The sequence below is a fragment of the Streptomyces sp. Tu 2975 genome (assembly GCF_009832925.1).
Lineage (GTDB): Bacteria > Actinomycetota > Actinomycetes > Streptomycetales > Streptomycetaceae > Streptomyces.
The window spans coordinates 6660902-6683918 of sequence record NZ_CP047140.1; the positions used below are offsets into that span (position 1 = coordinate 6660902).

Sequence of the window (23017 nt, forward strand, 5' to 3'; positions counted from 1 at the left end):
GACCCGCTCGCACGACGGGTCCGGGCCGGGGCCGGAGCGCTGCCGCGGCCCATTGTCAGTGCCTCCCCCTACCGTGAGTCACGAGTGATCGACAGCTGATCGACAGCGCACTGGGGGAATCGGCATGGCGCACACCAAGCAGTCCAAGCGGACCGGCACGAACGCAGCACTTCGGCGCGCACTGCGCCGGGAAGTCCCGAGTACGGTCGGCATCCTCGCCGACGAACAGGACTTCGCACGGATGCGTCGCTACCGCACCTTCACCTTCGACGACTACCCGGCCTACCTCAGGCAGGCCGAGCACCTGCTGAAAACGCTGTCCGCCCAGCAACTGCACACGTCCGTCGCCCTCTTCGACCCCGACGAGTTCGCCGAGTACTGCGCGGAGGCCGGCATCGACGCCGACGCCCCCGCCGGCCGCAGCCGATTCACCGCGGAGCTCGCACGCCGCGGCGCGAACGTCCCCTACACCGGCCAGTCGCTGGGGAACCTGCTGCCCCAACTGATCAACAGGACCGTCCGCCAGGCCACCTGGGAGTACGCCACCCTGCTCCTCGCCGACCTCGGCATGTGCGCCGACTGCGGCCAGGACATCGGCAGGTCCGCCTTCGACCGGGCGTCGGGCATCCTGATGCGCCTCCTCGAAGTGGCCGGGCCGGGGGAACACCATCTCGTCTGCAGCGTCCCGGGCCCCGACGAGCAACTCCTCGCCGTGCTCCACGCCCAGGGCGGCACATCGTCCTCCGCCCGGATCGACGCGGAGGAAGGTGCCGAGTTCGTCACCGTCCTCGCAGCCGGCATCGCGCTCCGGAGCACCGGCGGACTTGTCCTGCGCACCAGCGCACCGGACACCGCCGACCACGTCCACGGCTGGCGCCTCGACCAAGGGAGCGTGGAGCCCCTCACCGCCGGAGAGGTGTTCAGCGCCTACTGCACCGACGCGGCCACCGGCGACCCGCTGTCACCGGAGCCGGGGGTCGAATACTGCGCGGGCTTCCCCGTGACCACGGACGACCCGGACCACCACCACTGACGGAGAAGGGGCTTCCCGCCATCGGCGGGAAGCCCCTTCTGCACCGTCGCCCGGGAGTTCCTACTCCCCGGAAAGAACCGCCTGCGCGGCCGTCCGGGCCTCCTCGGCGGTGTCCGACGCACGCGCCGCGGCGGCCGCACGCTCGCACTGCGCCAGCGTGTACTTCGCCAGCGTCGCCCGCACGTACGGGATCGACGCGGCGCCCATCGACAGCGACGTCACACCGAGGCCGGTGAGCACACAGGCCAGAAGCGGATCGGAGGCGGCCTCACCGCAGACACCACAGCTCTTGCCCTCGGCCTTGGCGGCCTCCGCGGACAGCGCCACCAGGTCGAGCAACGCCGGCTGCCACGGGTCCTGCAGCCGGGACACCGCACCCACCTGCCGATCGGCGGCGAAGGTGTACTGCGCGAGGTCGTTCGTGCCGAGGGACAGGAACTCGACCTCCTGCAGGATCGACCGTGCCCGCAAGGCCGCGGACGGGATCTCCACCATCGCCCCGAACTTCGCCTGGAGCCCCGCCTGCCGGCACGCGTCCGCGAACGCCTTCGCATCGGTACGGTCCGCCACCATCGGTGCCATGACCTCGAGGTAGACGGGCAGCCCCTGCGCCGCCTTCGACAGCGCCGACAACTGCGTCCGCAGCACCTCCGGGTGGTCCAGCAGCGAACGCAGCCCGCGCACACCCAACGCGGGGTTGGGCTCGTCGGCCGGCGTCAGGAAGTCGAGCGGCTTGTCCGCGCCGGCGTCCAGCACCCGCACGACCACGCGGCCATGGGGGAACGCCTCGAGCACCTTGCGGTACGCCTCGACCTGCTTCTCCTCGGACGGCGCCTGCTTGCTGTCGTCCAGGAAGAGGAACTCGGTACGGAACAGACCCACGCCCTCGGCCCCGGCGTCCACTGCCGCCGGAACGTCCGCGGGTCCCCCGACATTGGCCAGCAACGGCACCTTGTGCCCGTCCGAGGTCACCCCCGGCCCGCTGGACGCGGACAGCGCCGCCTTGCGCTCCGCGGCGGCACGCTCCATCTGCGCCCGCTTCTCGTCGCTCGGCTCCACGAAGATCTCGCCGGTGCTGCCGTCGACGGCGATCAGCGTGCCCTCGGCGAGCTCACCCGCTCCCGGCAGCGCGACCACGGCAGGCACCCCGAGTGCCCGCGCCAGGATGGCGCTGTGGCTCGTGGGCCCGCCCTCTTCCGTGACGAACCCGAGCACCAGGGCCGGATCCAGCAGCGCGGTGTCCGCCGGCGCCAGATCGCGCGCGATCAGTACATACGGCTCGTCGCTGTCCGGCACACCCGGCATCGGCACGCCCAGCAGCCGAGCCACGATCCGGTTCCGCACGTCGTCCAGATCCGCGACCCGACCGGCCAGGTACTCGCCGGCACCCGCCAGCAGGGCCCGGTAGGCCGCGAACGCGTCGTACACCGCACGCTCGGCGGTGCTGCCGACCGCGATACGGCGGTCGACGTCGGACATGAGCTCCGGGTCCTGCGCCATCATGGCCTGCGCCTCGAGCACGGCCTGCGCCTCACCACCGGCCAGGTTGCCCCGCGCGATCAGGTCGGCGGCCACCGCTTCCACGGCCTGGCGGGCGCGCCCCTGCTCACGCTCCGCGTCCTGGGCGGGGATCTGCTTGGCCGGCGGCTCGAGAACCGCCGTGCCCATGTGCCGCACCTCGCCGATCGCCACACCGTGGCTCACGCCGACGCCTCGCAGCGTTGTCTCCATTTCACCGTCTCCGATTGGGCGGCGGTCCAGCCGCCGCGATGGATGTCCGACTCGCCGTCACCGACGTCGGCGGGTCACTGCCAGCCGAAGAGGCTTTCCCCGGCCTTCACGTCCCCGTTCTCACGGACGTCGGACAGGGAGTCGGGTGTGGCCTCGAGAGCCACGACCGGGCAGATGGCGGACTTCCCCGCGGCCTCCACGGCCGCCGGGTCCCAGCGCACCACGGACTGGCCGCGCCGCACCGTGTCGCCCTTGTTGACGAGAAGCTCGAAGCCCTCGCCGTTGAGCTGCACCGTGTCGATACCGAGGTGCGTCAGCACACCGTGCCCCTCGTCGTCGACGACGACGAAGGCGTGCGGGTGGAGGGACACGATGATGCCGTCCACCGGAGAGACCGCCTCGGACGGCTCACGCACGGGGTCGATGGCCGTCCCGGGCCCGACCATCGCACCGGAGAACACCGGATCGGGAACGGCCGCGAGACCGATGGCCCGGCCGGCAAGAGGGGACGTCACTGTGGTCATGGAGCCTCCCATGGGCGGAGATTCGTCAGGCGCCGTCACTGCCTGTACCGGACGACGCGCTGACCTGAAGAGTAGGTCATGAGAAGTCCTAGTTCCGCCCGTGATCTACCAGTTGACGGACCTAGGTGTGCACCCGAAGGGGTTTGCGTCATCTGCCGGCGGAGTTGTAGGCTCGTACATCTGTTGGACCCCAACGCGACACTGAGTCGGGGGTTGCCGGCAGCACCTGTCAGGGCGAGATCCTAACTGGTCTAAACCACTGGACGTCCTCCGGGACGACCGCAGGGTGGTGGTCAGGAGGGCCGGAAAAGCCTGATAGTGTTTGAAACACCGAAGGGAAGCGCCCGGAGGGCCCCGAAGAAGGGTCCAAAGGAAGCGTCCGTTCCTTGAGAACTCAACAGTGTGCCAAAAATCAACGCCAGATATGTTGATACCCCGTCCATCTTCGGATGGTCGAGGTTCCTTTGAAAAAGTCCATCCCGCTTGCGGGGTGGCAATCACAGCGAGGACGCTGTGAACGACCGGTCTTATTCCGACCGGTTGTTCCGCTCTTCGGATGTGCACCCGATCACGGGTAATCATTCATGGAGAGTTTGATCCTGGCTCAGGACGAACGCTGGCGGCGTGCTTAACACATGCAAGTCGAACGATGAACCTCCTTCGGGAGGGGATTAGTGGCGAACGGGTGAGTAACACGTGGGCAATCTGCCCTTCACTCTGGGACAAGCCCTGGAAACGGGGTCTAATACCGGATAACACTGCGGATCGCATGGTCTGTGGTTGAAAGCTCCGGCGGTGAAGGATGAGCCCGCGGCCTATCAGCTTGTTGGTGGGGTGATGGCCTACCAAGGCGACGACGGGTAGCCGGCCTGAGAGGGCGACCGGCCACACTGGGACTGAGACACGGCCCAGACTCCTACGGGAGGCAGCAGTGGGGAATATTGCACAATGGGCGAAAGCCTGATGCAGCGACGCCGCGTGAGGGATGACGGCCTTCGGGTTGTAAACCTCTTTCAGCAGGGAAGAAGCGAAAGTGACGGTACCTGCAGAAGAAGCGCCGGCTAACTACGTGCCAGCAGCCGCGGTAATACGTAGGGCGCAAGCGTTGTCCGGAATTATTGGGCGTAAAGAGCTCGTAGGCGGCTTGTCACGTCGGATGTGAAAGCCCGGGGCTTAACCCCGGGTCTGCATTCGATACGGGCAGGCTAGAGTGTGGTAGGGGAGATCGGAATTCCTGGTGTAGCGGTGAAATGCGCAGATATCAGGAGGAACACCGGTGGCGAAGGCGGATCTCTGGGCCATTACTGACGCTGAGGAGCGAAAGCGTGGGGAGCGAACAGGATTAGATACCCTGGTAGTCCACGCCGTAAACGTTGGGAACTAGGTGTTGGCGACATTCCACGTCGTCGGTGCCGCAGCTAACGCATTAAGTTCCCCGCCTGGGGAGTACGGCCGCAAGGCTAAAACTCAAAGGAATTGACGGGGGCCCGCACAAGCAGCGGAGCATGTGGCTTAATTCGACGCAACGCGAAGAACCTTACCAAGGCTTGACATATACCGGAAAGCATCAGAGATGGTGCCCCCCTTGTGGTCGGTATACAGGTGGTGCATGGCTGTCGTCAGCTCGTGTCGTGAGATGTTGGGTTAAGTCCCGCAACGAGCGCAACCCTTGTTCTGTGTTGCCAGCATGCCCTTCGGGGTGATGGGGACTCACAGGAGACTGCCGGGGTCAACTCGGAGGAAGGTGGGGACGACGTCAAGTCATCATGCCCCTTATGTCTTGGGCTGCACACGTGCTACAATGGCCGGTACAAAGAGCTGCGAAGCCGTGAGGCGGAGCGAATCTCAAAAAGCCGGTCTCAGTTCGGATTGGGGTCTGCAACTCGACCCCATGAAGTCGGAGTTGCTAGTAATCGCAGATCAGCATTGCTGCGGTGAATACGTTCCCGGGCCTTGTACACACCGCCCGTCACGTCACGAAAGTCGGTAACACCCGAAGCCGGTGGCCCAACCCCTTGTGGGAGGGAGCTGTCGAAGGTGGGACTGGCGATTGGGACGAAGTCGTAACAAGGTAGCCGTACCGGAAGGTGCGGCTGGATCACCTCCTTTCTAAGGAGCACATGGCCGACTGCGAGCGAATGACTCGCACGGTCGCTCATGGGTGGAACGTTGATTATTCGGCACTCTTGACCGTTTCTGGTCTGTCAGTACTGCTTCGGCGTGGAACACAGACTTGGGGACGGCTGGAGGGCCGGGCACACTGTTGGGTGTCTGAGGGTGCGAGCGTTGCTCGTCCTTCGGGATGCCGGCCCCAGTGAACTCACCTGTCAGGGTGGGGTGGTGGGTGGCTGGTCGTTGCTTGAGAACTACACAGTGGACGCGAGCATCTGTGGCCAAGTTTTTAAGGGCGCACGGTGGATGCCTTGGCACCAGGAACCGATGAAGGACGTGGGAGGCCACGATAGTCCCCGGGGAGCCGTCAACCAGGCTTTGATCCGGGGGTTTCCGAATGGGGAAACCCGGCAGTCGTCATGGACTGTCACCCATGCCTGAACACATAGGGCATGTGGAGGGAACGAGGGGAAGTGAAACATCTCAGTACCCTCAGGAAGAGAAAACAACCGTGATTCCGGGAGTAGTGGCGAGCGAAACCGGATGAGGCCAAACCTACGACGTGTGATACCCGGCAGGGGTTGCGTCGTGGGGGTTGTGGGATCTCTCTTTCATTGTCTGCCGGCAATGAGACGAGTCAGAAACCGTATGGATAGGCGAAGGACATGCGAAAGGTCCGGCGTAGAGGGTAAGACCCCCGTAGCTGAAATTCATACGGCTCGTTTGAGAGACACCCAAGTAGCACGGGGCCCGAGAAATCCCGTGTGAATCTGGCGGGACCACCCGCTAAGCCTAAATATTCCCTGGTGACCGATAGCGGATAGTACCGTGAGGGAATGGTGAAAAGTACCGCGGGAGCGGAGTGAAATAGTACCTGAAACCGTGTGCCTACAAGCCGTGGGAGCGTCGCTGTATGTGCTTGCACATGCAGTCGTGACTGCGTGCCTTTTGAAGAATGAGCCTGCGAGTTAGCGGTGTGTAGCGAGGTTAACCCGTGTGGGGAAGCCGTAGCGAAAGCGAGTCCGAACAGGGCGATCGAGTTGCACGCTCTAGACCCGAAGCGGAGTGATCTAGCCATGGGCAGGTTGAAGCGGAGGTAAGACTTCGTGGAGGACCGAACCCACCAGGGTTGAAAACCTGGGGGATGACCTGTGGTTAGGGGTGAAAGGCCAATCAAACTCCGTGATAGCTGGTTCTCCCCGAAATGCATTTAGGTGCAGCGTCGTGTGTTTCTTGCCGGAGGTAGAGCACTGGATAGGCGATGGGCCCTACCGGGTTACTGACCTTAGCCAAACTCCGAATGCCGGTAAGTGAGAGCGCGGCAGTGAGACTGTGGGGGATAAGCTCCATGGTCGAGAGGGAAACAGCCCAGAGCATCGACTAAGGCCCCTAAGCGTACGCTAAGTGGGAAAGGATGTGGAGTCGCAGAGACAACCAGGAGGTTGGCTTAGAAGCAGCCACCCTTGAAAGAGTGCGTAATAGCTCACTGGTCAAGTGATTCCGCGCCGACAATGTAGCGGGGCTCAAGCGTACCGCCGAAGTCGTGTCATTCCAGCATGAGGGCCAACGCCCGCTGGGATGGGTAGGGGAGCGTCGTGTGCCGGGTGAAGCAGCCGCGGAAGCGAGTTGTGGACGGTTCACGAGTGAGAATGCAGGCATGAGTAGCGATACACACGTGAGAAACGTGTGCGCCGATTGACTAAGGGTTCCTGGGTCAAGCTGATCTGCCCAGGGTAAGTCGGGACCTAAGGCGAGGCCGACAGGCGTAGTCGATGGACAACCGGTTGATATTCCGGTACCCGCTTTGAAACGCCCAATATCGAATCAGGCGATGCTAAGTCCGTGAAGCCGCCGGCTGAGTCTTCGGACGAGGTCGGAGTGGTGGAGCCGACGGACCAGACTTGTAGTAGGTAAGCGATGGGGTGACGCAGGAAGGTAGTCCAGCCCGGGCGGTGGTTGTCCCGGGGTAAGGGTGTAGGCCGTGGGGTAGGCAAATCCGCCTCACGTTAAGGCTGAGACCTGATGCCGAGCCGATTGTGGTGAAGTGGATGATCCTATGCTGTCGAGAAAAGCCTCTAGCGAGTTTCATGGCGGCCCGTACCCTAAACCGACTCAGGTGGTCAGGTAGAGAATACCGAGGCGTTCGGGTGAACTATGGTTAAGGAACTCGGCAAAATGCCCCCGTAACTTCGGGAGAAGGGGGCCATCACTGGTGATCCGATTTACTCGGTGAGCTGGGGGTGGCCGCAGAGACCAGCGAGAAGCGACTGTTTACTAAAAACACAGGTCCGTGCGAAGCCGTAAGGCGATGTATACGGACTGACGCCTGCCCGGTGCTGGAACGTTAAGGGGACCGGTTAGTCACTCTTCGGGGTGGCGAAGCTGAGAACTTAAGCGCCAGTAAACGGCGGTGGTAACTATAACCATCCTAAGGTAGCGAAATTCCTTGTCGGGTAAGTTCCGACCTGCACGAATGGCGTAACGACTTCTCGACTGTCTCAACCATAGGCCCGGTGAAATTGCACTACGAGTAAAGATGCTCGTTTCGCGCAGCAGGACGGAAAGACCCCGGGACCTTTACTACAGTTTGATATTGGTGTTCGGTTCGGCTTGTGTAGGATAGGTGGGAGACTGTGAAGCTTGGACGCCAGTTCAGGTGGAGTCGTCGTTGAAATACCACTCTGGTCGTGCTGGATGTCTAACCTGGGTCCGTGATCCGGATCAGGGACAGTGTCTGATGGGTAGTTTAACTGGGGCGGTTGCCTCCCAAAGAGTAACGGAGGCGCCCAAAGGTTCCCTCAGCCTGGTTGGCAATCAGGTGTTGAGTGTAAGTGCACAAGGGAGCTTGACTGTGAGACCGACGGGTCGAGCAGGGACGAAAGTCGGGACTAGTGATCCGGCGGTGGCTTGTGGAAGCGCCGTCGCTCAACGGATAAAAGGTACCCCGGGGATAACAGGCTGATCTTCCCCAAGAGTCCATATCGACGGGATGGTTTGGCACCTCGATGTCGGCTCGTCGCATCCTGGGGCTGGAGTCGGTCCCAAGGGTTGGGCTGTTCGCCCATTAAAGCGGTACGCGAGCTGGGTTTAGAACGTCGTGAGACAGTTCGGTCCCTATCCGCTGTGCGCGTAGGAGTCTTGAGAAGGGCTGTCCCTAGTACGAGAGGACCGGGACGGACGAACCTCTGGTGTGCCAGTTGTCCTGCCAAGGGCATGGCTGGTTGGCTACGTTCGGAAAGGATAACCGCTGAAAGCATCTAAGCGGGAAGCCTGCTTCGAGATGAGGACTCCCACCTCCTTGAGAGGGTAAGGCTCCCAGTAGACGACTGGGTTGATAGGCCGGATATGGAAGCCCTGTAAGGGGTGGAGTTGACCGGTACTAATAGGCCGAGGGCTTGTCCTCAGTTGCTCGCGTCCACTGTGTTAGTTCTGAAGTAACGAACTCGCCCGACCCCTGTGTGGGGTTGCCGGCTGGTAGTTCGGACATCTTCATAGTGTTTCGGTGGTCATTGCGTTAGGGAAACGCCCGGTTACATTCCGAACCCGGAAGCTAAGCCTTTCAGCGCCGATGGTACTGCAGGGGGGACCCTGTGGGAGAGTAGGACGCCGCCGAACAATCATTGTGGGAAAGCCCCGCACCTCTGGTGCGGGGCTTTCCTGCGTTCAGGGGGCCCCTGCACAGGCCGGCACCCGCTGCAGGTAAGGTCAGGGAGCATCGTCGGCACGTTCCACACAGGAGGCCCCCGGGTGGAGGTCCAGGAGACCCGCGTTCAAACGGACCGGGTACTCACCATCCCCAACATCCTGAGCATGGCTCGCCTCGTCGGCGTGCCGCTGTTCCTGTGGCTGATTCTCCGCCCCGAGTTCGGCGGGCCCAAGAGTGACGGCTGGGCGTTGCTGGTCCTGATGCTCAGCGGCGTCAGTGACTATCTCGACGGCAAGCTGGCCCGACGATGGAACCAGATCAGCAGCCTGGGGCGCATCCTCGACCCGGCCGCCGACCGCCTCTACATCCTGTCGACGCTTGTCGGTCTCACCTGGCGGGAGATTCTTCCGCTCTGGCTGACGGCCGCCCTATTGGCACGTGAAGTGATGCTGCTGGTGATGGTGGGAATCCTCCGTCGCCACGGCTATCCGCCGCCCCAGGTGAACTTCCTGGGCAAGGCCGCCACCTTCAACCTCATGTACGCCTTCCCCTTGCTGCTCCTGAGTGACGGAACGGGGTGGCTTGCGTCACTCGCGGCGATTTTCGGATGGGCGTTCGCGGGATGGGGTACAACTCTGTATTGGTGGGCAGGGATCCTCTATGTGATTCAAGTCCGCCGTCTCGTCAAAGCGGACACTATGGCCGATTGACCTCGTCGGTGTGGGAGCGCGCTGTGTCGCCGGCCGCGCGTGTCACCACATGTCACCAGCGGTCACTCTTGGACGGGTGAAGTCGGCCAGACAGTCGTCTCTTCAAGGAGGACGCTTCCGACATGAAGGCCGTCGTGATGGCCGGCGGCGAAGGTACCCGACTTCGCCCCATGACCTCGAGCATGCCCAAGCCGCTCCTGCCGGTGGCCAACCGGCCGATCATGGAGCACGTGCTCAGGCTGCTCAAGCGGCACGGGCTCACCGAGACCGTTGTGACCGTGCAATTTCTCGCCTCACTTGTGAAGAATTACTTCGGTGACGGCGAAGAGCTCGGAATGGAGCTCACTTATGCCAACGAGGAGAAGCCGCTCGGCACTGCCGGCAGTGTGAAGAACGCAGAGGAAGCGCTGAAGGACGACGCGTTCCTCGTGATTTCCGGTGACGCCCTCACCGACTTCGACCTGACCGACCTCATCTCCTTCCACAAGGAGAAGGGCGCATTGGTCACCGTGTGTCTGACGCGGGTGCCGAATCCGCTGGAATTCGGCATCACGATCGTCGACGAAGAGGGAAAGGTCGAGCGCTTCCTCGAGAAGCCGACGTGGGGACAGGTCTTCTCCGACACGGTCAACACGGGCATTTACGTGATGGAGCCCGAGGTCTTCGACTACGTCCAGCCCGACGTTCCCGTCGACTGGTCCGGAGATGTCTTCCCCAGCTCATGAAGGAAGGCAAGCCGATCTACGGCTATGTCGCCGAGGGCTACTGGGAGGACGTCGGCACTCACGAGAGCTATGTGAAGGCCCAGGCCGACGTCCTGGAACGCAAGGTGGACGTCGAGCTCGACGGCTTCGAGATCTCTCCCGGTGTGTGGGTCGCGGAAGGCGCGGAGGTGCATCCCGACGCGACGCTGCGAGGCCCGCTCTACATCGGCGACTACGCCAAGGTCGAAGCAGGCGTCGAGATCCGCGAGCACACCGTCGTGGGATCCAACGTCGTTGTGAAGACGGGTGCGTTCCTGCACAAGGCCGTGGTCCACGACAACGTCTACATCGGTCCGCAGAGCAATCTTCGCGGCTGCGTCATCGGCAAGAACACCGACATCATGCGCGCCGCTCGCATCGAGGACGGCGCCGTCATCGGGGACGAGTGCCTCGTCGGCGAAGAATCGATCGTCCAGGGCAACGTCCGGGTCTATCCGTTCAAGACCGTCGAGGCCGGCGCGTTCGTCAACACGTCCGTCATCTGGGAGTCCCGGGGCCAGGCGCACCTCTTCGGTGCCAGAGGCGTGTCCGGCATCCTCAACGTGGAGATCACGCCAGAGGTCGTGGTGCGCCTGGCCGGTGCGTACGCCACCACGCTGAAGAAGGGCGCCACGGTCACCACCGCGCGTGACCACTCGCGTGGTGCCCGTGCCTTGAAGCGGGCGGTGATCTCGGCGCTTCAGGCCAGCGCCATCGACGTACGCGACCTGGAGAACGTGCCGCTGCCCGTGGCGCGCCAGCAGACGGCCCGCGGAAGTGCGGGCGGCATCATGATCCGGACGTCACCGGGTGTGCCCGACTCCGTCGACATCATGTTCTTCGACGAACGGGGGCGGACCTGTCGCAGGGCGGGCAGCGGAAGCTGGACCGGGTGTACGCGCGTCAGGAGTACCGGCGTGCGTTCCCGGGCGAGATCGGCGATCTCCACTTTCCGTCGAGCGTCTTCGACTCGTACACCGGCTCCCTGTTGCGGAACGTGGACACCACCGGGATCGCCGAGTCGGGCCTCAAGGTCGTCATCGACGCGTCCAACGGCAGCGCCGGTCTTGTGCTGCCGAGCCTGTTGGGACGCCTCGGAGTCGACGCACTGACGATCAATCCCGGCCTCGACGAGTCACGGCCGACGGAGTCCGCGGACACCCGGAGGTCCGGCCTGGTCCGGCTCGGGGAGATCGTCGCGTCCGCACGTGCGGCGTTCGGTGTCCGCTTCGACCCCGTCGGGGAACGGATCTCCCTGGTCGACGAGCGGGGCCGGATCGTCGAGGACGACCGTGCGCTGCTCGTGCTGCTCGACCTGGTGGCGGCGGAGCGGCGCAGCGGCGGTGTGGCGCTGCCGGTGACGACGACGAGGATCGCCGAGCAGGTCGCGGCCTATCACGGCACCCAGGTCGAGTGGACGACGACATCCCCTGACGACCTGACGAGGGTGTGCCGGGAGGAGACCACGATCTTCGGTGGCGACGGTCGCGGCGGTTTCATCGTGCCGGAGTTCAGCAGCGTCTTCGACGGTACGGCCGCGTTCGTTCGGCTGGTCGGCCTGGTCGCCCGTACGCAGCTCACGCTGAGCCAGATCGACGCCCGCATCCCGCGGGCCCATGTGCTCAGGCGGGACCTCGCGACGCCATGGGCGGTCAAGGGGCTCGTGATGCGGCGCGTGGTCGAGGCCGCCGGGGACAGGCACGTGGACACCACCGACGGTGTGCGCGTGGTCGAGGCCGACGGCCGGTGGGTGATGGTCCTCCCGGACCCGTCGGAAGCCGTCACCCATCTGTGGGCGGAGGGGCCCGACGACGCGTCGGCCCAGGCGCTCCTGGACGAATGGTCGTCCGTCGTGGACAGCGCAGGTCACTGACGCACTGCCGGTGTGCCGGCGGACGCCCCACGGGGCGTCCGCCGGCACACCGGTGGGGCCATTCGGCGGTAGCGGTTGCGACGTGCGACGATGTGCGGCATGTCGCAGCAGCCCCCCGTTCGGAGCACAGGTGCTCCGCCCGCGCGCCCTGATGCGTCCATGTCGCTGCTGAACAATGTCATGGAGCACAGCCTCGACGACGGTTACGCGGAGGCGGCGGCCCGCCGGGCCGAGGGCGGCGGCATGCCCCGCACGCTGCGCGCCAAGCTGGGACTGGCCGCCGGGCTCGTGCTCGCGGCCGCGGTCGTCACGCTCGGCGCCGCCGAGGCGCAGATCTCGGCGCCGGTGCTGGCCAAGGAGCGCGAGGAGCTCATCGACCGCGTCGAGGCCCGGACGAAGAAGGCCGACGCCGTGGAACGGGACGTCGAGGCTCTTCGGTCCGACGTCGAGGAGCGGCAGCGCAAGGCCCTCAACGCGGACGGCGAGGAGCAGGGCGCGACAATTCCCCTGCTGGCGGGCGCCACCGAGGTGCACGGCCCGGGCGTCAAACTCGTCGTGGACGATGCCAAGGGGACGGACCAGGGCGGCGACGGGCCGCGCGAGAGCAGCGGCTTCGCCGACACCGGCCGGGTACGGGACCGGGACATGCAGCGGGTCGTCAATGGCCTCTGGGAATCCGGCGCCGAGGCGATCGCGATCAACGGGCAGCGGCTGACCGCCCTGTCGGCGATCCGTGCGGCCGGCGACGCCATACTGGTCGACAACAGGCCGCTGGTGCCGCCGTACACGGTGCTCGCGGTGGGGGACGGCAGCAAGCTGCGTACCGCCTTCCAAGGCAGTGCCGACGGGCAGTATCTCCAGGTCCTCAAAGAGGACTTCGGAATCCGCACCAGCATGTCCGACGAGGAGTCGGTGCGACTGCCCGCGGCCCCGAGCTTGATCGTACGAACAGCTGAGCCGACGACCGCCGACTCCCCGCAGGGCAGTGGGCCGGGAGTGGCCGAATCAGAGAAGGGCACATCGTGATCGCCGTACTGGGCCTCGTCGTGGGAGTCGTGGTCGGGCTTTTGGTCCGGCCCGAAGTGCCGGCGGTGGTCGAGCCCTATCTGCCGATCGCGGTCGTCGCCGCGCTCGACGCGGTGTTCGGCGGTCTGCGGGCCATGCTCGACGGGATCTTCGTCGACAAGGTCTTCGTCGTGTCCTTCCTCTCGAACGTCGTGGTGGCCGCGCTGATCGTGTTCCTCGGCGACAAGCTGGGCGTCGGCGCGCAGTTGTCCACGGGCGTGGTCGTCGTGCTCGGCATCCGGATCTTCTCCAACGCCGCGGCCATCCGCCGGCACGTCTTCCGGGCGTGACGATGAGCAGCGAAGAGACCCCCAGGAACGAGTCGGCGCAGCCGCCGCGCGCCCAGCCGCTCCCGCAGGCGCAGCCGCCCTTGTCACCCGCCGCGCAGGAACCCGATCCGCAGGAGACAGAGGCCCGTACCGGGCGACAGCGGCTCGGTGCGGCGGTGTGGCCGCCGCGGGTGACCCGCGCCCAACTGATCGTCGCGGTGCTGCTGTTCGTCCTCGGTCTGGGCCTTGCCATCCAGGTCCGTTCCAACAGCGACGAGAGCGCGCTGCGCGGTGCCCGGCAGGAGGACCTGGTCCGCATCCTCGACGAGCTGGACAACCGCACCCAGCGGCTCGAGGACGAGAAGCAACGCCTCGAGGATCAGCGCACCGAGCTCGAGAACAGCTCGGACCAGGCGGAAGAGGCCCGCAAGCAGACGCAGCAGAAGGAGCAGCAGCTCGGCATCCTGGCCGGTACGGTCGCCGCGCAGGGCCCTGGGATCACCCTCACGATCCAGGACCCGTCCGGCACCGTGGAGTCGGACATGCTCCTCGACACGATCCAGGAGCTGCGCGCGGCCGGGGCGGAGGCGGTCCAGGTGAACGGCACCCGGGTCGTCGCGAACACGTTCTTCTCGGGGAGCGCCGGTGACATAGAGGTCGACGGCAAGAGGATCACCGCTCCGTACACCTTCGAGGTCATCGGCAAGCCACAGGACCTGGAGCCGGCGCTGAACATCCCCGGCGGTGTCGTGCAGACCCTGGAGAAGGAGCAGGCCACGGCTACTGTGGAGCGATCAGAGAAGATCATTGTCGACGCCTTGCGACCGGCGGAGCGGCCTGACTACGCTCGGTCGTCACCGCAGTGAAGCGGGGGGACATGGGGAGCGCCGGAGCCGGGCAGAGGACTGCAGGGGGGCGACGCATCACATATGTGGTGCGTGGTGGAAACTGTCCGGAGGGTACGGACGTTGTGAGGGTGTCCGGTTCGGCAGGTGTGTTGGTTGAGGGTTCGTCCTGCCCCACGGGCGGGTCTATTTCGGTCAAGGGGAAACGCCCGTGAAGTTGTTTGCGAAGTTGTTCGGCAAGAGCTCACGCGAGGACGGCAATGCCCGCCATCGCGCGCCGCGTCATGGTCAGAGCGAGGAGCAGGGCGGCGAGCGCCCGCTGTTCCGGGACGAGGTGGCCGGTGGTGACAATTCGGGCGGACAGGGCGCGTCGTCTGTTGACCCTGCCGGTGCCGGCGGCATAGGTTTCGGGGATCCATCAACCTCAAGTGCGGGTGGAGGGTTTGCCTCCGACCCGTATGCGACCAATCCCCACGCGGGGCAGCCGCGGCAGGAGGATCCGTCCATGGCGGGTTTGCCGGTTTGTTCGAGGTGCGGCCACCGGAACACCGAGGCCGGTCGATTCTGCTCCAACTGCGGTGCGCCGCTGAGGGGTGGCGCGCCGGCCGAGCGTGCGTCGGAGACGACGTCGACGATCTCCATCTCCGGCATCGAGGCCTACGACTCGGAGGTCACCGGCCAGACCGCCGTCCCCTCGCTCTCGCCGGAGGCCCAGGCCGCCGTCGAGGCGCTGCCGCTCGGCTCGGCCCTCCTGGTCGTCCGCCGCGGGCCCAACTCGGGCAGCCGCTTCCTGCTGGACGGCGAGCTGACCACGGCCGGGCGTCATCCGCAGAGCGACATCTTCCTCGACGACGTCACGGTGTCGAGGCGGCACGTGGAGTTCAGGCGCGGCCCGGACGGCGGTTTCACCGTCTCCGACGTCGGCAGCCTCAACGGCACGTACGTGAACCGTGAGCGGATCGACTCCGTGGTCCTGGCCAACGGCGACGAGGTTCAGATCGGCAAGTACCGGCTGGTCTTCTACGCGAGCCAGCGGGGCGTGTAACCCTCCCCAGACTCCGTCCGGGGTGACCCCCAGGGAAGGCACATGCTGCGAACACCGACGGGCGGTGCCGGTCACGGCACCGCCGCCGCGGGCGACCGCCCGATGAGCATCGGCGCGGTTCTCGGGCACCTGCGCGACGAGTTCCCGGAAGTCACGATCTCCAAGATCCGGTTCCTCGAGGCCGAGGGCCTGGTGGAGCCGAGCCGTACGCCCTCCGGGTACCGCAAATTCACGGCCCGGGACGTGGAGCGGCTCGCGCTCGTGCTGCGGATGCAGCGCGACCACTATCTGCCCCTGAAGGTGATCCGCGAACAGCTGGACGCCCTCGAACGGGGTGAGCAGGTGCAGCTGCCCGCACAGGGTCCCCAGCGGGACCTCTTCGACGGTTCCTGGGAGCCGGAGACCGAGCGTCCGCCCTCGGGACGTATCGGCCGCGCGGCACTGCTGGCCGCCGCCGAGGTCTCCGAGGAGGAGCTCACCGAGTGGGAGTCGTACGGCCTGCTCACCCCGGACGGGAGCGGCGCCTACGAGCCCGAGGCGGTCACGGTCGCACGGATGGTCGCGGAGCTGGGCAGATTCGGGCTCGAGCCTCGGCACCTGCGGGCCATGAAAGCGTCGGCGGACCGCGATGCCGGCCTGGTCGAACAGGTCGTCGCACCGCTGCGCCGGCACCGTAATCCGCAGACCAGAGCCCATGCGGAGGCAACCACGAAAGAGCTCGTGACGCTCTCCGTGAGGCTCCATGCGGCACTGGTGCAGACCGCCCTCGGAGTGCGGCTCCACTGATCTTGGACCAGCCCGACTACCCAAACCGGTCGCGCACGTCCTAGGGTTGCTGTGTGAACGAGCTCGACGTTGTGGGTGTCCGGGTCGAAATGCCCTCGAACCAACCGATCGTGCTCCTGCGTGAAGTGGGAGGCGATCGGTACCTCCCCATCTGGATCGGTCCCGGGGAGGCGACCGCCATTGCCTTCGCCCAGCAGGGCATGGCACCGGCCAGGCCGCTGACCCACGACCTTTTCAAGGACGTGCTGGAGGCGGTGGGCCAAGAACTCACCCAGGTCCGCATCACCGACCTGCGCGAAGGCGTCTTCTACGCGGAGCTGGTCTTCGCGAGCGGGATCGAGGTGAGCGCCAGGCCGTCCGACGCGATAGCGCTTGCCCTGCGCACCGGTACGCCGATCTACGGCAGTGACGGGGTGCTGGACGACGCGGGTATCGCCATCCCGGACGAGCAGGAGGACGAGGTGGAGAAGTTCCGCGAGTTCCTCGACCAGATCTCCCCCGAGGACTTCGGGTCCAGCAACCAGTAACGGTTCCGCCGACGCGTGGGCGGACCGCTCCCGCGTCGGCGCATTCGAGCAGCCTTTCCCCGGACGGGGTCACGGGAAACCACTCTCAGGGTGATTATCACTCGGCGTGCCGAGTGTGGCGATCGTTGACGCACCCCCGGTGACTCCCTACCTTCGAGGTGGCAGGTCAAGGACGGAGGTCGGCGTGAGAAGCAGCGGCGACAGTACGGTTGGGGGCGGCCCCGGACCCGGTCCGGTGGAAAGCGGGCCGTACCCGCTGCACGACAGCGCAGCCGCGCCCTCCACCGACACCATCGGCTACCGCGGGCCCACGGCCTGCGCCGCCGCCGGGATCACCTACCGGCAGCTCGACTACTGGGCGCGCACGGGTCTCGTCGAGCCGAGCGTCAGACCCGCGTACGGCTCCGGCACCCAGCGGCTCTACAGCTTTCGCGACGTGGTCGTCCTCAAGATCGTCAAGCGCTTCCTCGACACCGGAGTGGCGCTCCAGAACATCCGGGCGGCCGTCCAGCACCTGCGGGCCAGAGGGTTCCGGGACCTCGAACGCATGACACTGATGAGCGACGGCGCGACGGTCTACGAGTGCTCGTCGCCCGACGAGGTGGTCGGCCTGCTCCAAGGCGGCCAGGGTGTCTTCGGGATCGCCGTGGGCGTCGTGTGGCGGGACGTCGAGACGGCGCTGTCGCAGCTGCACGGCGAACGGATCGACACGGGGGAGACCCTGGTAGGCCACAACCCCGCGGACGAGCTGGCCAGACGCAGACGCGACCGGGCCGTCTGACGGCGCTCGCCACTCCCCGTTGTCAGTGCTGTGGGGGAGCATCGAACATGTGAGAACCGCGCCGACGATCCTGCATCTCGACATGGATGCCTTCTTCGCCGCCGCCGAGCAGGCGGCGAAGCCGTCGCTGCGCGGAAAGCCGGTGATCGTCGGCGGACTCGGTCCCCGCGGAGTGGTGGCCACGGCTTCCTACGAGGCCCGGCGCTTCGGTGTGCATTCGGCGATGCCGATGGCGCAGGCGAGACGGCTCGCACCGAACGCGGCCTGTCTCGTACCACGATTCTCGCTGTACCGCTCGGTGAGTGAGCAGGTCATGGAGCTGCTGGGGCGGTTGTCGCCGCTCGTGGAACCGCTGAGCCTCGACGAGGCATTCGTGGACCTGGAGGCCGGCGGCGCGGCCCATGACGCCCCGACGGCCCGTGCGACGGGCGAGCGGCTGCGCGCCGACATCCGGGCCGTCACGGGACTCACCGGGTCGGTCGGGCTGGCCGGCTCCAAGATGATCGCCAAGATCGCGTCCGAGCAGGCCAAGCCCGACGGCCTGGTGCTGATCGATCCCGGCACCGAGCGGGACCTGCTCGGGCCGATGCCCGTCCGGACGCTGCCCGGTGTGGGGCCCGCGACCGGTGAACATCTGCGGCGGGCCGGCATGACCACGGTCGCGGACCTCGCGGAGGCGGGCGAGGACGAGCTGGTACGCCTGCTCGGGAGGTCGCACGGGGCAGCCCTGTTCCGGATGGCTATGGGGCACGACGACCGGCCCGTAGTGGCCGAGAGGGACGCGAAGTCGGTGTCCGTGGAGGACACCTTCGACGTGGACCTGCACGACCGGGTGCGGGTGCGGCTCGAGGTGGACCGGCTCGCCGACCGGTGCGTGCAGCGGCTCCGCGGAAGCGGCCACTCCGGCCGGACCATCGTGCTGAAGGTGCGCCGGTACGACTTCTCGACGCTGACCCGGTCGGAGACGCTGCGCGGGCCGACGGACGACCCCACTGTGGTGCGGGAGGCAGCGGGCCGGCTGCTGGAGTCGGTGGACACCACCGGCGGCGTACGGCTGCTCGGTGTGGGAGTGACAGGGCTCGCGGACTACACCCAGGAGGACCTGTTCGCGCAGGCGGCGGCGGAGGCGGAGGCCGAGGCGCAGGCGGCCGCGGGGGCCGGGCCCGAGGAGGGTGCGCCCACCGTGCCGGAGGGCGCCGTGTCCGAGGCCGGCGATCCGCACGGCACCGAGCCCGGGCGGCCCGACCCGGCGGAGCGGCGCTGGGCGGCCGGGCAGGACGTGCGCCATGCGACGTACGGGCCCGGCTGGGTCCAGGGCAGCGGCGTCGGCAGGGTCACCGTGCGGTTCGAGGAGCCGTGGTCGGCGCCGGGCAGGGTGCGGACGTTCCGGGTGGACGACGAGGATCTGGAGGCCGCGGACCCACTGCCGCTGGTGCGGCCCGCCGGGCAGCAGGAGCCGCCGCAGACCGGGGCCGGCGGCGGGAGCGGTCAGGAGGGTCCGGCGTCGATCCCGGAGCCCGTCCCGGACCGGCGTCCGGGCTGACGGGCGCGGCGGGGGAGAGGCGACAGGAACGCGGCGGTGGAAGAGGCCATGCCTTGCGGCCGGGCTCCGGTGACGCCGGAGTGCGGTGGTCAGTCCTCCTGGCCCGCGACCCGGCCGAAGGACCGGTCGCCGGAGGCGGGCGCCGGTGCGGGAGGCGGTCCGGAGAGGTCGAGCCCGTAGTGGTGGTAGAGCTGGAGCTCCTGCTCGGGGGACAGATGGCGGCCCACGCCGAAGTCGGGTGCGTCCTTGATCAGCGCGCGCTCGTAGGGAACGTGCAGCGCGTTGTCGACGAGCTCGCTCGGTTCGAGAGGGACGAAGGCGTCACGGCTGAAGAGACCTGTGCGCACGGCTGCCCACTCGGGCACGCCCGTGGCGTCGTCCAGGTACACCTCGTCAACGGTTCCGATCTTGATGCCGTTGCGGTCGAACGCCTTGCGGCCGATCAGGCTGCGCGGATCGATGTCGGTCTGCACGGTCCCTCCAAATGGTCGCAGCTGCTCTCCAACGACTACAGAAGTCCACAATCCGGGTGTCGGCCACTCGAGCGATCCGGTGTGGTGCACGCTGGTACCCTGGCAAACGGCCGCTGACCCTGTGCGGGAGAGTCCTCCGGAGAGACGTCCGGAGGCGCCGAAGGAGCAAATCCTCCCCGGAATCTCTCAGGCACCTGTACCGCACGGACGAGGTCACTCTGGAAAGCAGAGCGGGCGTCGGACGGCATCCGCTCTCACCGACGGTGAAAGCCGGGATGTCGCTTCGTGACGCCCGGTGAAGCTCTCAGGTCGAGATGACAGAGGGGGAGGCCGTCCGGGCATCCGTGCCGTGATGCCCCTCGCAGGTCGCGAAGACCAGGAGGCCTCCCACCATGACCGCCAACCGCATTCCGCTCTCCCAGCTGGAGCGAGGGATTCCGTTCGAGCAGCGGCACATCGGGCCCGACGCCGGTGCCCAGGCCAAGATGCTCGCCCATGTGGGCTACGGCTCCCTCGACGAGCTCACCGCCGCCGCCGTGCCGGACGTCATCAAGAGCGCCGAGGCGCTGGACCTCCCTGACGCCCGCACCGAGGCGGACGTCCTCGCGGAGCTGCGCACCCTGGCGGACCGCAACCAGGTGCTCGCGCCCATGATCGGCCTGGGCTACTACGGGACGTTCACGCCGCCGGTCATCCTGCGGAACGTCATGGAGAACCCGGCCTGGTACACGGCGTACACCCCGTACCAGCCCGAGATCTCGCAGGGCCGGCTCGAGGCCCTGCTCAACTTCCAGACCGTCGTCGCCGACCTGACCGGGCTGCCCACCTCCGGCGCCTCGCTCCTCGACGAGGGCACGGCCGCCGCGGAGGCCATGTCGCTCGCCCGCCGGGTGGGGAAGGTCAAGAACGGCGTCTTCCTGGTCGACGCGGACGCGCTGCCCCAGACCGTGGCCGTGATAGAGACGCGTGCCGAGCCCACCGGCGTCGAGATCGTCACCGCCGACCTCAGCGAAGGCATCCCCGCCGAGATCGCCGAGCGCGGCGTGTTCGGCGTGCTGCTGCAGTACCCGGGCGCCTCCGGTGCCGTGCGCGACCTCAGGCCCGTGATCGAGCAGGCGCACGAGCTCGGCGCGATCGTCACGGTCGCCGCGGACCTGCTGGCCCTGACGCTGCTCACCTCGCCCGGCGAGCTCGGCGCGGACATCGCGGTCGGCACCACCCAGCGCTTCGGTGTCCCGATGGGCTTCGGCGGACCGCACGCCGGCTACATGGCCGTCCGGGAGAAGTTCGCCCGCAGCCTGCCCGGCCGCCTCGTGGGCGTCTCCGTCGACGCCGACGGCAACAAGGCCTACCGGCTGGCTCTGCAGACCCGCGAGCAGCACATCCGTCGCGAGAAGGCCACCAGCAACATCTGCACCGCACAGGTGCTGCTCGCCGTGATGGCGGGCATGTACGCCGTCTACCACGGCCCGGACGGGCTGCGTGCGATCGCCCGGCGCACCCACCGCTACGCCGCGATTCTCGCCGAAGGCCTGCGGGCCGGCGGCGTCGAGCTGCTGCACGGCTCGTACTTCGACACCCTGACCGCCCGCGTGCCCGGCAGGGCCGCGGACGTGGTCGCCGCCGCCCGCGAGCGGGGGGTCAACCTGTACCTGGTGGACGCCGATCACGTCTCGTTCGCCTGTGACGAGACCACCGGCCGCGAGCAGCTGGCCGCCGTGTGGGCCGCCTTCGGCGTGGACGGGGACATCGACGCCCTGGACGCTGCCGGCGTGGACGCCCTGCCGGCCGCGCTGCTGCGCGACGACGAGTACCTGACCCACCCCGTCTTCCACCAGCACCGGTCCGAGACCGCGATGCTGCGCTATCTGCGCCGGCTCGCCGACCGTGACTACGCGCTGGACCGCGGCATGATCCCGCTCGGCTCCTGCACCATGAAGCTGAACGCGACCACGGAGATGGAGCCGGTGACCTGGCCGGAGTTCGGCCAGATCCACCCCTTCGCCCCGGTGGAGCAGGTGCAGGGCTATCTGACCCTGATCCACGAGTTGGAGGAGCGCCTCGCCGAGGTCACCGGCTACGACAAGGTCTCCATCCAGCCCAACGCCGGGTCGCAGGGTGAGCTGGCGGGCCTGCTGGCCGTCCGCGCCTACCACCGGGCCAACGGGGACGCGGGCCGCACGGTCTGCCTGATTCCGTCCTCCGCGCACGGCACCAATGCCGCCAGCGCCGTGATGGCCGGCATGAAGGTCGTCGTGGTGAAGACCGCCGACGACGGCGAGATCGACGTCGACGACCTGCGCGCCAAGATCGAGCAGTACCGCGACGAACTGTCCGTGCTGATGATCACCTACCCGTCGACACACGGTGTGTTCGAGGAGCACGTCGCCGACATCTGCGCCCAGGTGCACGACGCGGGCGGCCAGGTGTACGTCGACGGCGCCAACCTCAACGCCCTCGTGGGCCTCGCCAAGCCGGGCCGGTTCGGCGGCGACGTCTCCCACCTGAACCTGCACAAGACCTTCTGCATCCCGCACGGCGGCGGCGGTCCCGGCGTCGGCCCGGTCGGTGTGCGCGCCCACCTCGCGCCCTACCTGCCGAACCACCCGCTGCAGCCGGCGGCCGGCCCACAGACGGGCGTGGGACCGATCTCCGCGGCTCCGTGGGGCTCGGCGGGCATCCTGCCGATCTCTTGGGCGTACGTGCGGCTGATGGGCGGAGAGGGCCTCAAGCGGGCGACGCAGGTCGCCGTGTTGGCGGCGAACTACATCGCCAAGCGCCTCGAGCCGCACTACCCGGTGCTCTACACCGGTCCGGCCGGGCTGGTCGCCCACGAGTGCATCGTCGACCTGCGGCCGTTGTCGAAGGCGACCGGTGTCAGCGTCGACGACATCGCCAAGCGTCTGATCGACTACGGCTTCCATGCGCCGACGATGTCCTTCCCGGTGGCCGGCACGCTGATGATCGAGCCGACCGAGAGCGAGGACCTCACGGAGCTCGACCGCTTCTGCGACACCATGATCGCGATCCGCGGCGAGATCGAGAAGGTCGCGTCGGGCGAGTGGTCCGCCGACGACAACCCGCTGCGCAACGCTCCGCACACGGCGTCCGCGCTCGGGGCGAGTGGGGCCACGCCTACAGCCGTGAGGAGGCCGTCTTCCCGGCGGGCGTGAACGCGGCCGACAAGTACTGGCCGCCGGTGCGCCGCATCGACGGTGCGTTCGGCGACCGTAACCTCGTGTGCTCCTGCCCGCCGCTGGAGGAGTACGACAACTGACGCGAGTCGCGCGGCACATGCGTCGGGGCCGGTC

At 66.9% G+C, this 23017-nt stretch carries 15 protein-coding genes, 3 rRNA genes, 2 pseudogenes and 1 riboswitch; of the genes and pseudogenes, 17 read left to right on the plus strand and 3 right to left on the minus strand.

The window, feature by feature from the left end; all coding sequences use genetic code 11:
* Window positions 1-124: 124 nt before the first annotated feature.
* On the plus strand, window positions 125-1033 hold the full coding sequence (locus GLX30_RS29645; RefSeq protein WP_159693974.1) for a hypothetical protein: 909 nt from the start codon (window positions 125-127) through the stop codon (window positions 1031-1033).
* Window positions 1034-1093: 60 nt separating this feature from the next.
* Here GLX30_RS29645 and ptsP read toward each other — a convergent pair whose 3' ends face one another.
* Window positions 1094-2764 carry a phosphoenolpyruvate--protein phosphotransferase gene (gene ptsP / locus GLX30_RS29650; RefSeq protein ID WP_159693976.1) on the minus strand — a complete coding sequence of 557 codons (1671 nt, stop codon included), beginning with the start codon at window positions 2762-2764 and terminating at the stop codon, window positions 1094-1096.
* A 74-nt stretch (window positions 2765-2838) separates the two neighbouring features.
* Window positions 2839-3288, minus strand: a complete 450-nt coding sequence (locus GLX30_RS29655; RefSeq protein WP_159693978.1) for a PTS glucose transporter subunit IIA — start codon at window positions 3286-3288, stop codon at window positions 2839-2841.
* Window positions 3289-3869: 581 nt separating this feature from the next.
* Here GLX30_RS29655 and GLX30_RS29660 point away from each other — a divergent pair.
* From GLX30_RS29660 to GLX30_RS29720, 15 genes and pseudogenes are all read left to right on the plus strand, one after another.
* Window positions 3870-5397, plus strand: a 16S ribosomal RNA gene (locus GLX30_RS29660).
* Between the two features lie 282 nt (window positions 5398-5679).
* Window positions 5680-8803: ribosomal RNA gene (locus GLX30_RS29665) — 23S ribosomal RNA — on the plus strand.
* 95 nt (window positions 8804-8898) lie between these two features.
* Window positions 8899-9015, plus strand: a 5S ribosomal RNA gene (rrf, locus tag GLX30_RS29670).
* The 16S, 23S and 5S rRNA genes sit together here, the layout of an rRNA operon.
* Before the next feature lie 132 nt (window positions 9016-9147).
* The gene (locus tag GLX30_RS29675; RefSeq protein ID WP_005320121.1) at window positions 9148-9756 is read left to right on the plus strand and encodes a CDP-alcohol phosphatidyltransferase family protein; all 609 of its coding nucleotides are present in this window, start codon (window positions 9148-9150) and stop codon (window positions 9754-9756) included.
* Between the two features lie 182 nt (window positions 9757-9938).
* A pseudogene (locus GLX30_RS36245) lies at window positions 9939-10519 on the plus strand (nucleotidyltransferase family protein); the annotation flags it as partial.
* A gap of 342 nt (window positions 10520-10861) precedes the next feature.
* Window positions 10862-11611 (plus strand): hypothetical protein, encoded by a 750-nt coding sequence (locus GLX30_RS35545; RefSeq protein WP_244258520.1) that lies wholly within the window; start codon window positions 10862-10864, stop codon window positions 11609-11611.
* Window positions 11497-12372, plus strand: a complete 876-nt coding sequence (locus tag GLX30_RS35550) for a hypothetical protein (protein ID WP_244258315.1) — start codon at window positions 11497-11499, stop codon at window positions 12370-12372. The genes GLX30_RS35545 and GLX30_RS35550 overlap by 115 nt, the downstream gene beginning before the upstream one ends.
* A gap of 99 nt (window positions 12373-12471) precedes the next feature.
* Window positions 12472-13398, plus strand: a complete 927-nt coding sequence (locus GLX30_RS29685) for a DUF881 domain-containing protein (RefSeq protein WP_159693980.1) — start codon at window positions 12472-12474, stop codon at window positions 13396-13398.
* On the plus strand, window positions 13395-13727 hold the full coding sequence (locus GLX30_RS29690) for a small basic family protein (RefSeq protein WP_003970459.1): 333 nt from the start codon (window positions 13395-13397) through the stop codon (window positions 13725-13727). The genes GLX30_RS29685 and GLX30_RS29690 overlap by 4 nt, the downstream gene beginning before the upstream one ends.
* Window positions 13728-13729: 2 nt before the next feature.
* Window positions 13730-14572 carry a DUF881 domain-containing protein gene (locus GLX30_RS29695; protein WP_159693982.1) on the plus strand — a complete coding sequence of 281 codons (843 nt, stop codon included), beginning with the start codon at window positions 13730-13732 and terminating at the stop codon, window positions 14570-14572.
* Window positions 14573-14720: 148 nt separating this feature from the next.
* A complete protein-coding gene (locus GLX30_RS29700; RefSeq protein ID WP_244258521.1) occupies window positions 14721-15596 on the plus strand; it encodes an FHA domain-containing protein in 876 nt (291 codons plus the stop codon).
* A 42-nt stretch (window positions 15597-15638) separates the two neighbouring features.
* Window positions 15639-16382 (plus strand): MerR family transcriptional regulator, encoded by a 744-nt coding sequence (locus GLX30_RS29705; protein WP_159693986.1) that lies wholly within the window; start codon window positions 15639-15641, stop codon window positions 16380-16382.
* Between the two features lie 53 nt (window positions 16383-16435).
* Window positions 16436-16909: a bifunctional nuclease family protein gene (locus tag GLX30_RS29710; RefSeq protein WP_159693988.1), complete on the plus strand. Its 474-nt coding sequence runs from the start codon at window positions 16436-16438 to the stop codon at window positions 16907-16909.
* A gap of 235 nt (window positions 16910-17144) precedes the next feature.
* Entirely contained in the window at window positions 17145-17690 is a 546-nt protein-coding gene (locus tag GLX30_RS29715) for a MerR family transcriptional regulator (RefSeq protein WP_244258316.1), read from the plus strand.
* A 49-nt stretch (window positions 17691-17739) separates the two neighbouring features.
* Window positions 17740-19233: a DNA polymerase IV gene (locus tag GLX30_RS29720; protein WP_159693992.1), complete on the plus strand. Its 1494-nt coding sequence runs from the start codon at window positions 17740-17742 to the stop codon at window positions 19231-19233.
* A gap of 89 nt (window positions 19234-19322) precedes the next feature.
* Here GLX30_RS29720 and GLX30_RS29725 read toward each other — a convergent pair whose 3' ends face one another.
* The gene (locus tag GLX30_RS29725) at window positions 19323-19706 is read right to left on the minus strand and encodes a PRC-barrel domain-containing protein (RefSeq protein ID WP_159693994.1); all 384 of its coding nucleotides are present in this window, start codon (window positions 19704-19706) and stop codon (window positions 19323-19325) included.
* 114 nt (window positions 19707-19820) lie between these two features.
* A riboswitch (glycine riboswitch) is annotated at window positions 19821-19918 on the plus strand.
* Window positions 19919-20098: 180 nt separating this feature from the next.
* Here GLX30_RS29725 and gcvP point away from each other — a divergent pair.
* Window positions 20099-22983: pseudogene (gene gcvP, locus GLX30_RS29730) on the plus strand (aminomethyl-transferring glycine dehydrogenase).
* Window positions 22984-23017: the final 34 nt, after the last annotated feature.

Excerpts from the sequence above, each read along its gene's own strand:
- GLX30_RS29645 (WP_159693974.1), top strand. The coding sequence starts at position 125 with ATGGCGCACACCAAGCAGTCCAAGCGGACCGGCACGAACGCAGCACTT.
- ptsP (WP_159693976.1), bottom strand. The coding sequence starts at position 2,764 with ATGGAGACAACGCTGCGAGGCGTCGGCGTGAGCCACGGTGTGGCGATC.
- GLX30_RS29655 (WP_159693978.1), bottom strand. The coding sequence starts at position 3,288 with ATGACCACAGTGACGTCCCCTCTTGCCGGCCGGGCCATCGGTCTCGCG.
- GLX30_RS35545 (WP_244258520.1), top strand. The coding sequence starts at position 10,862 with ATGCGCGCCGCTCGCATCGAGGACGGCGCCGTCATCGGGGACGAGTGC.
- GLX30_RS29685 (WP_159693980.1), top strand. The coding sequence starts at position 12,472 with ATGTCGCAGCAGCCCCCCGTTCGGAGCACAGGTGCTCCGCCCGCGCGC.
- GLX30_RS29695 (WP_159693982.1), top strand. The coding sequence starts at position 13,730 with ATGAGCAGCGAAGAGACCCCCAGGAACGAGTCGGCGCAGCCGCCGCGC.
- GLX30_RS29705 (WP_159693986.1), top strand. The coding sequence starts at position 15,639 with ATGCTGCGAACACCGACGGGCGGTGCCGGTCACGGCACCGCCGCCGCG.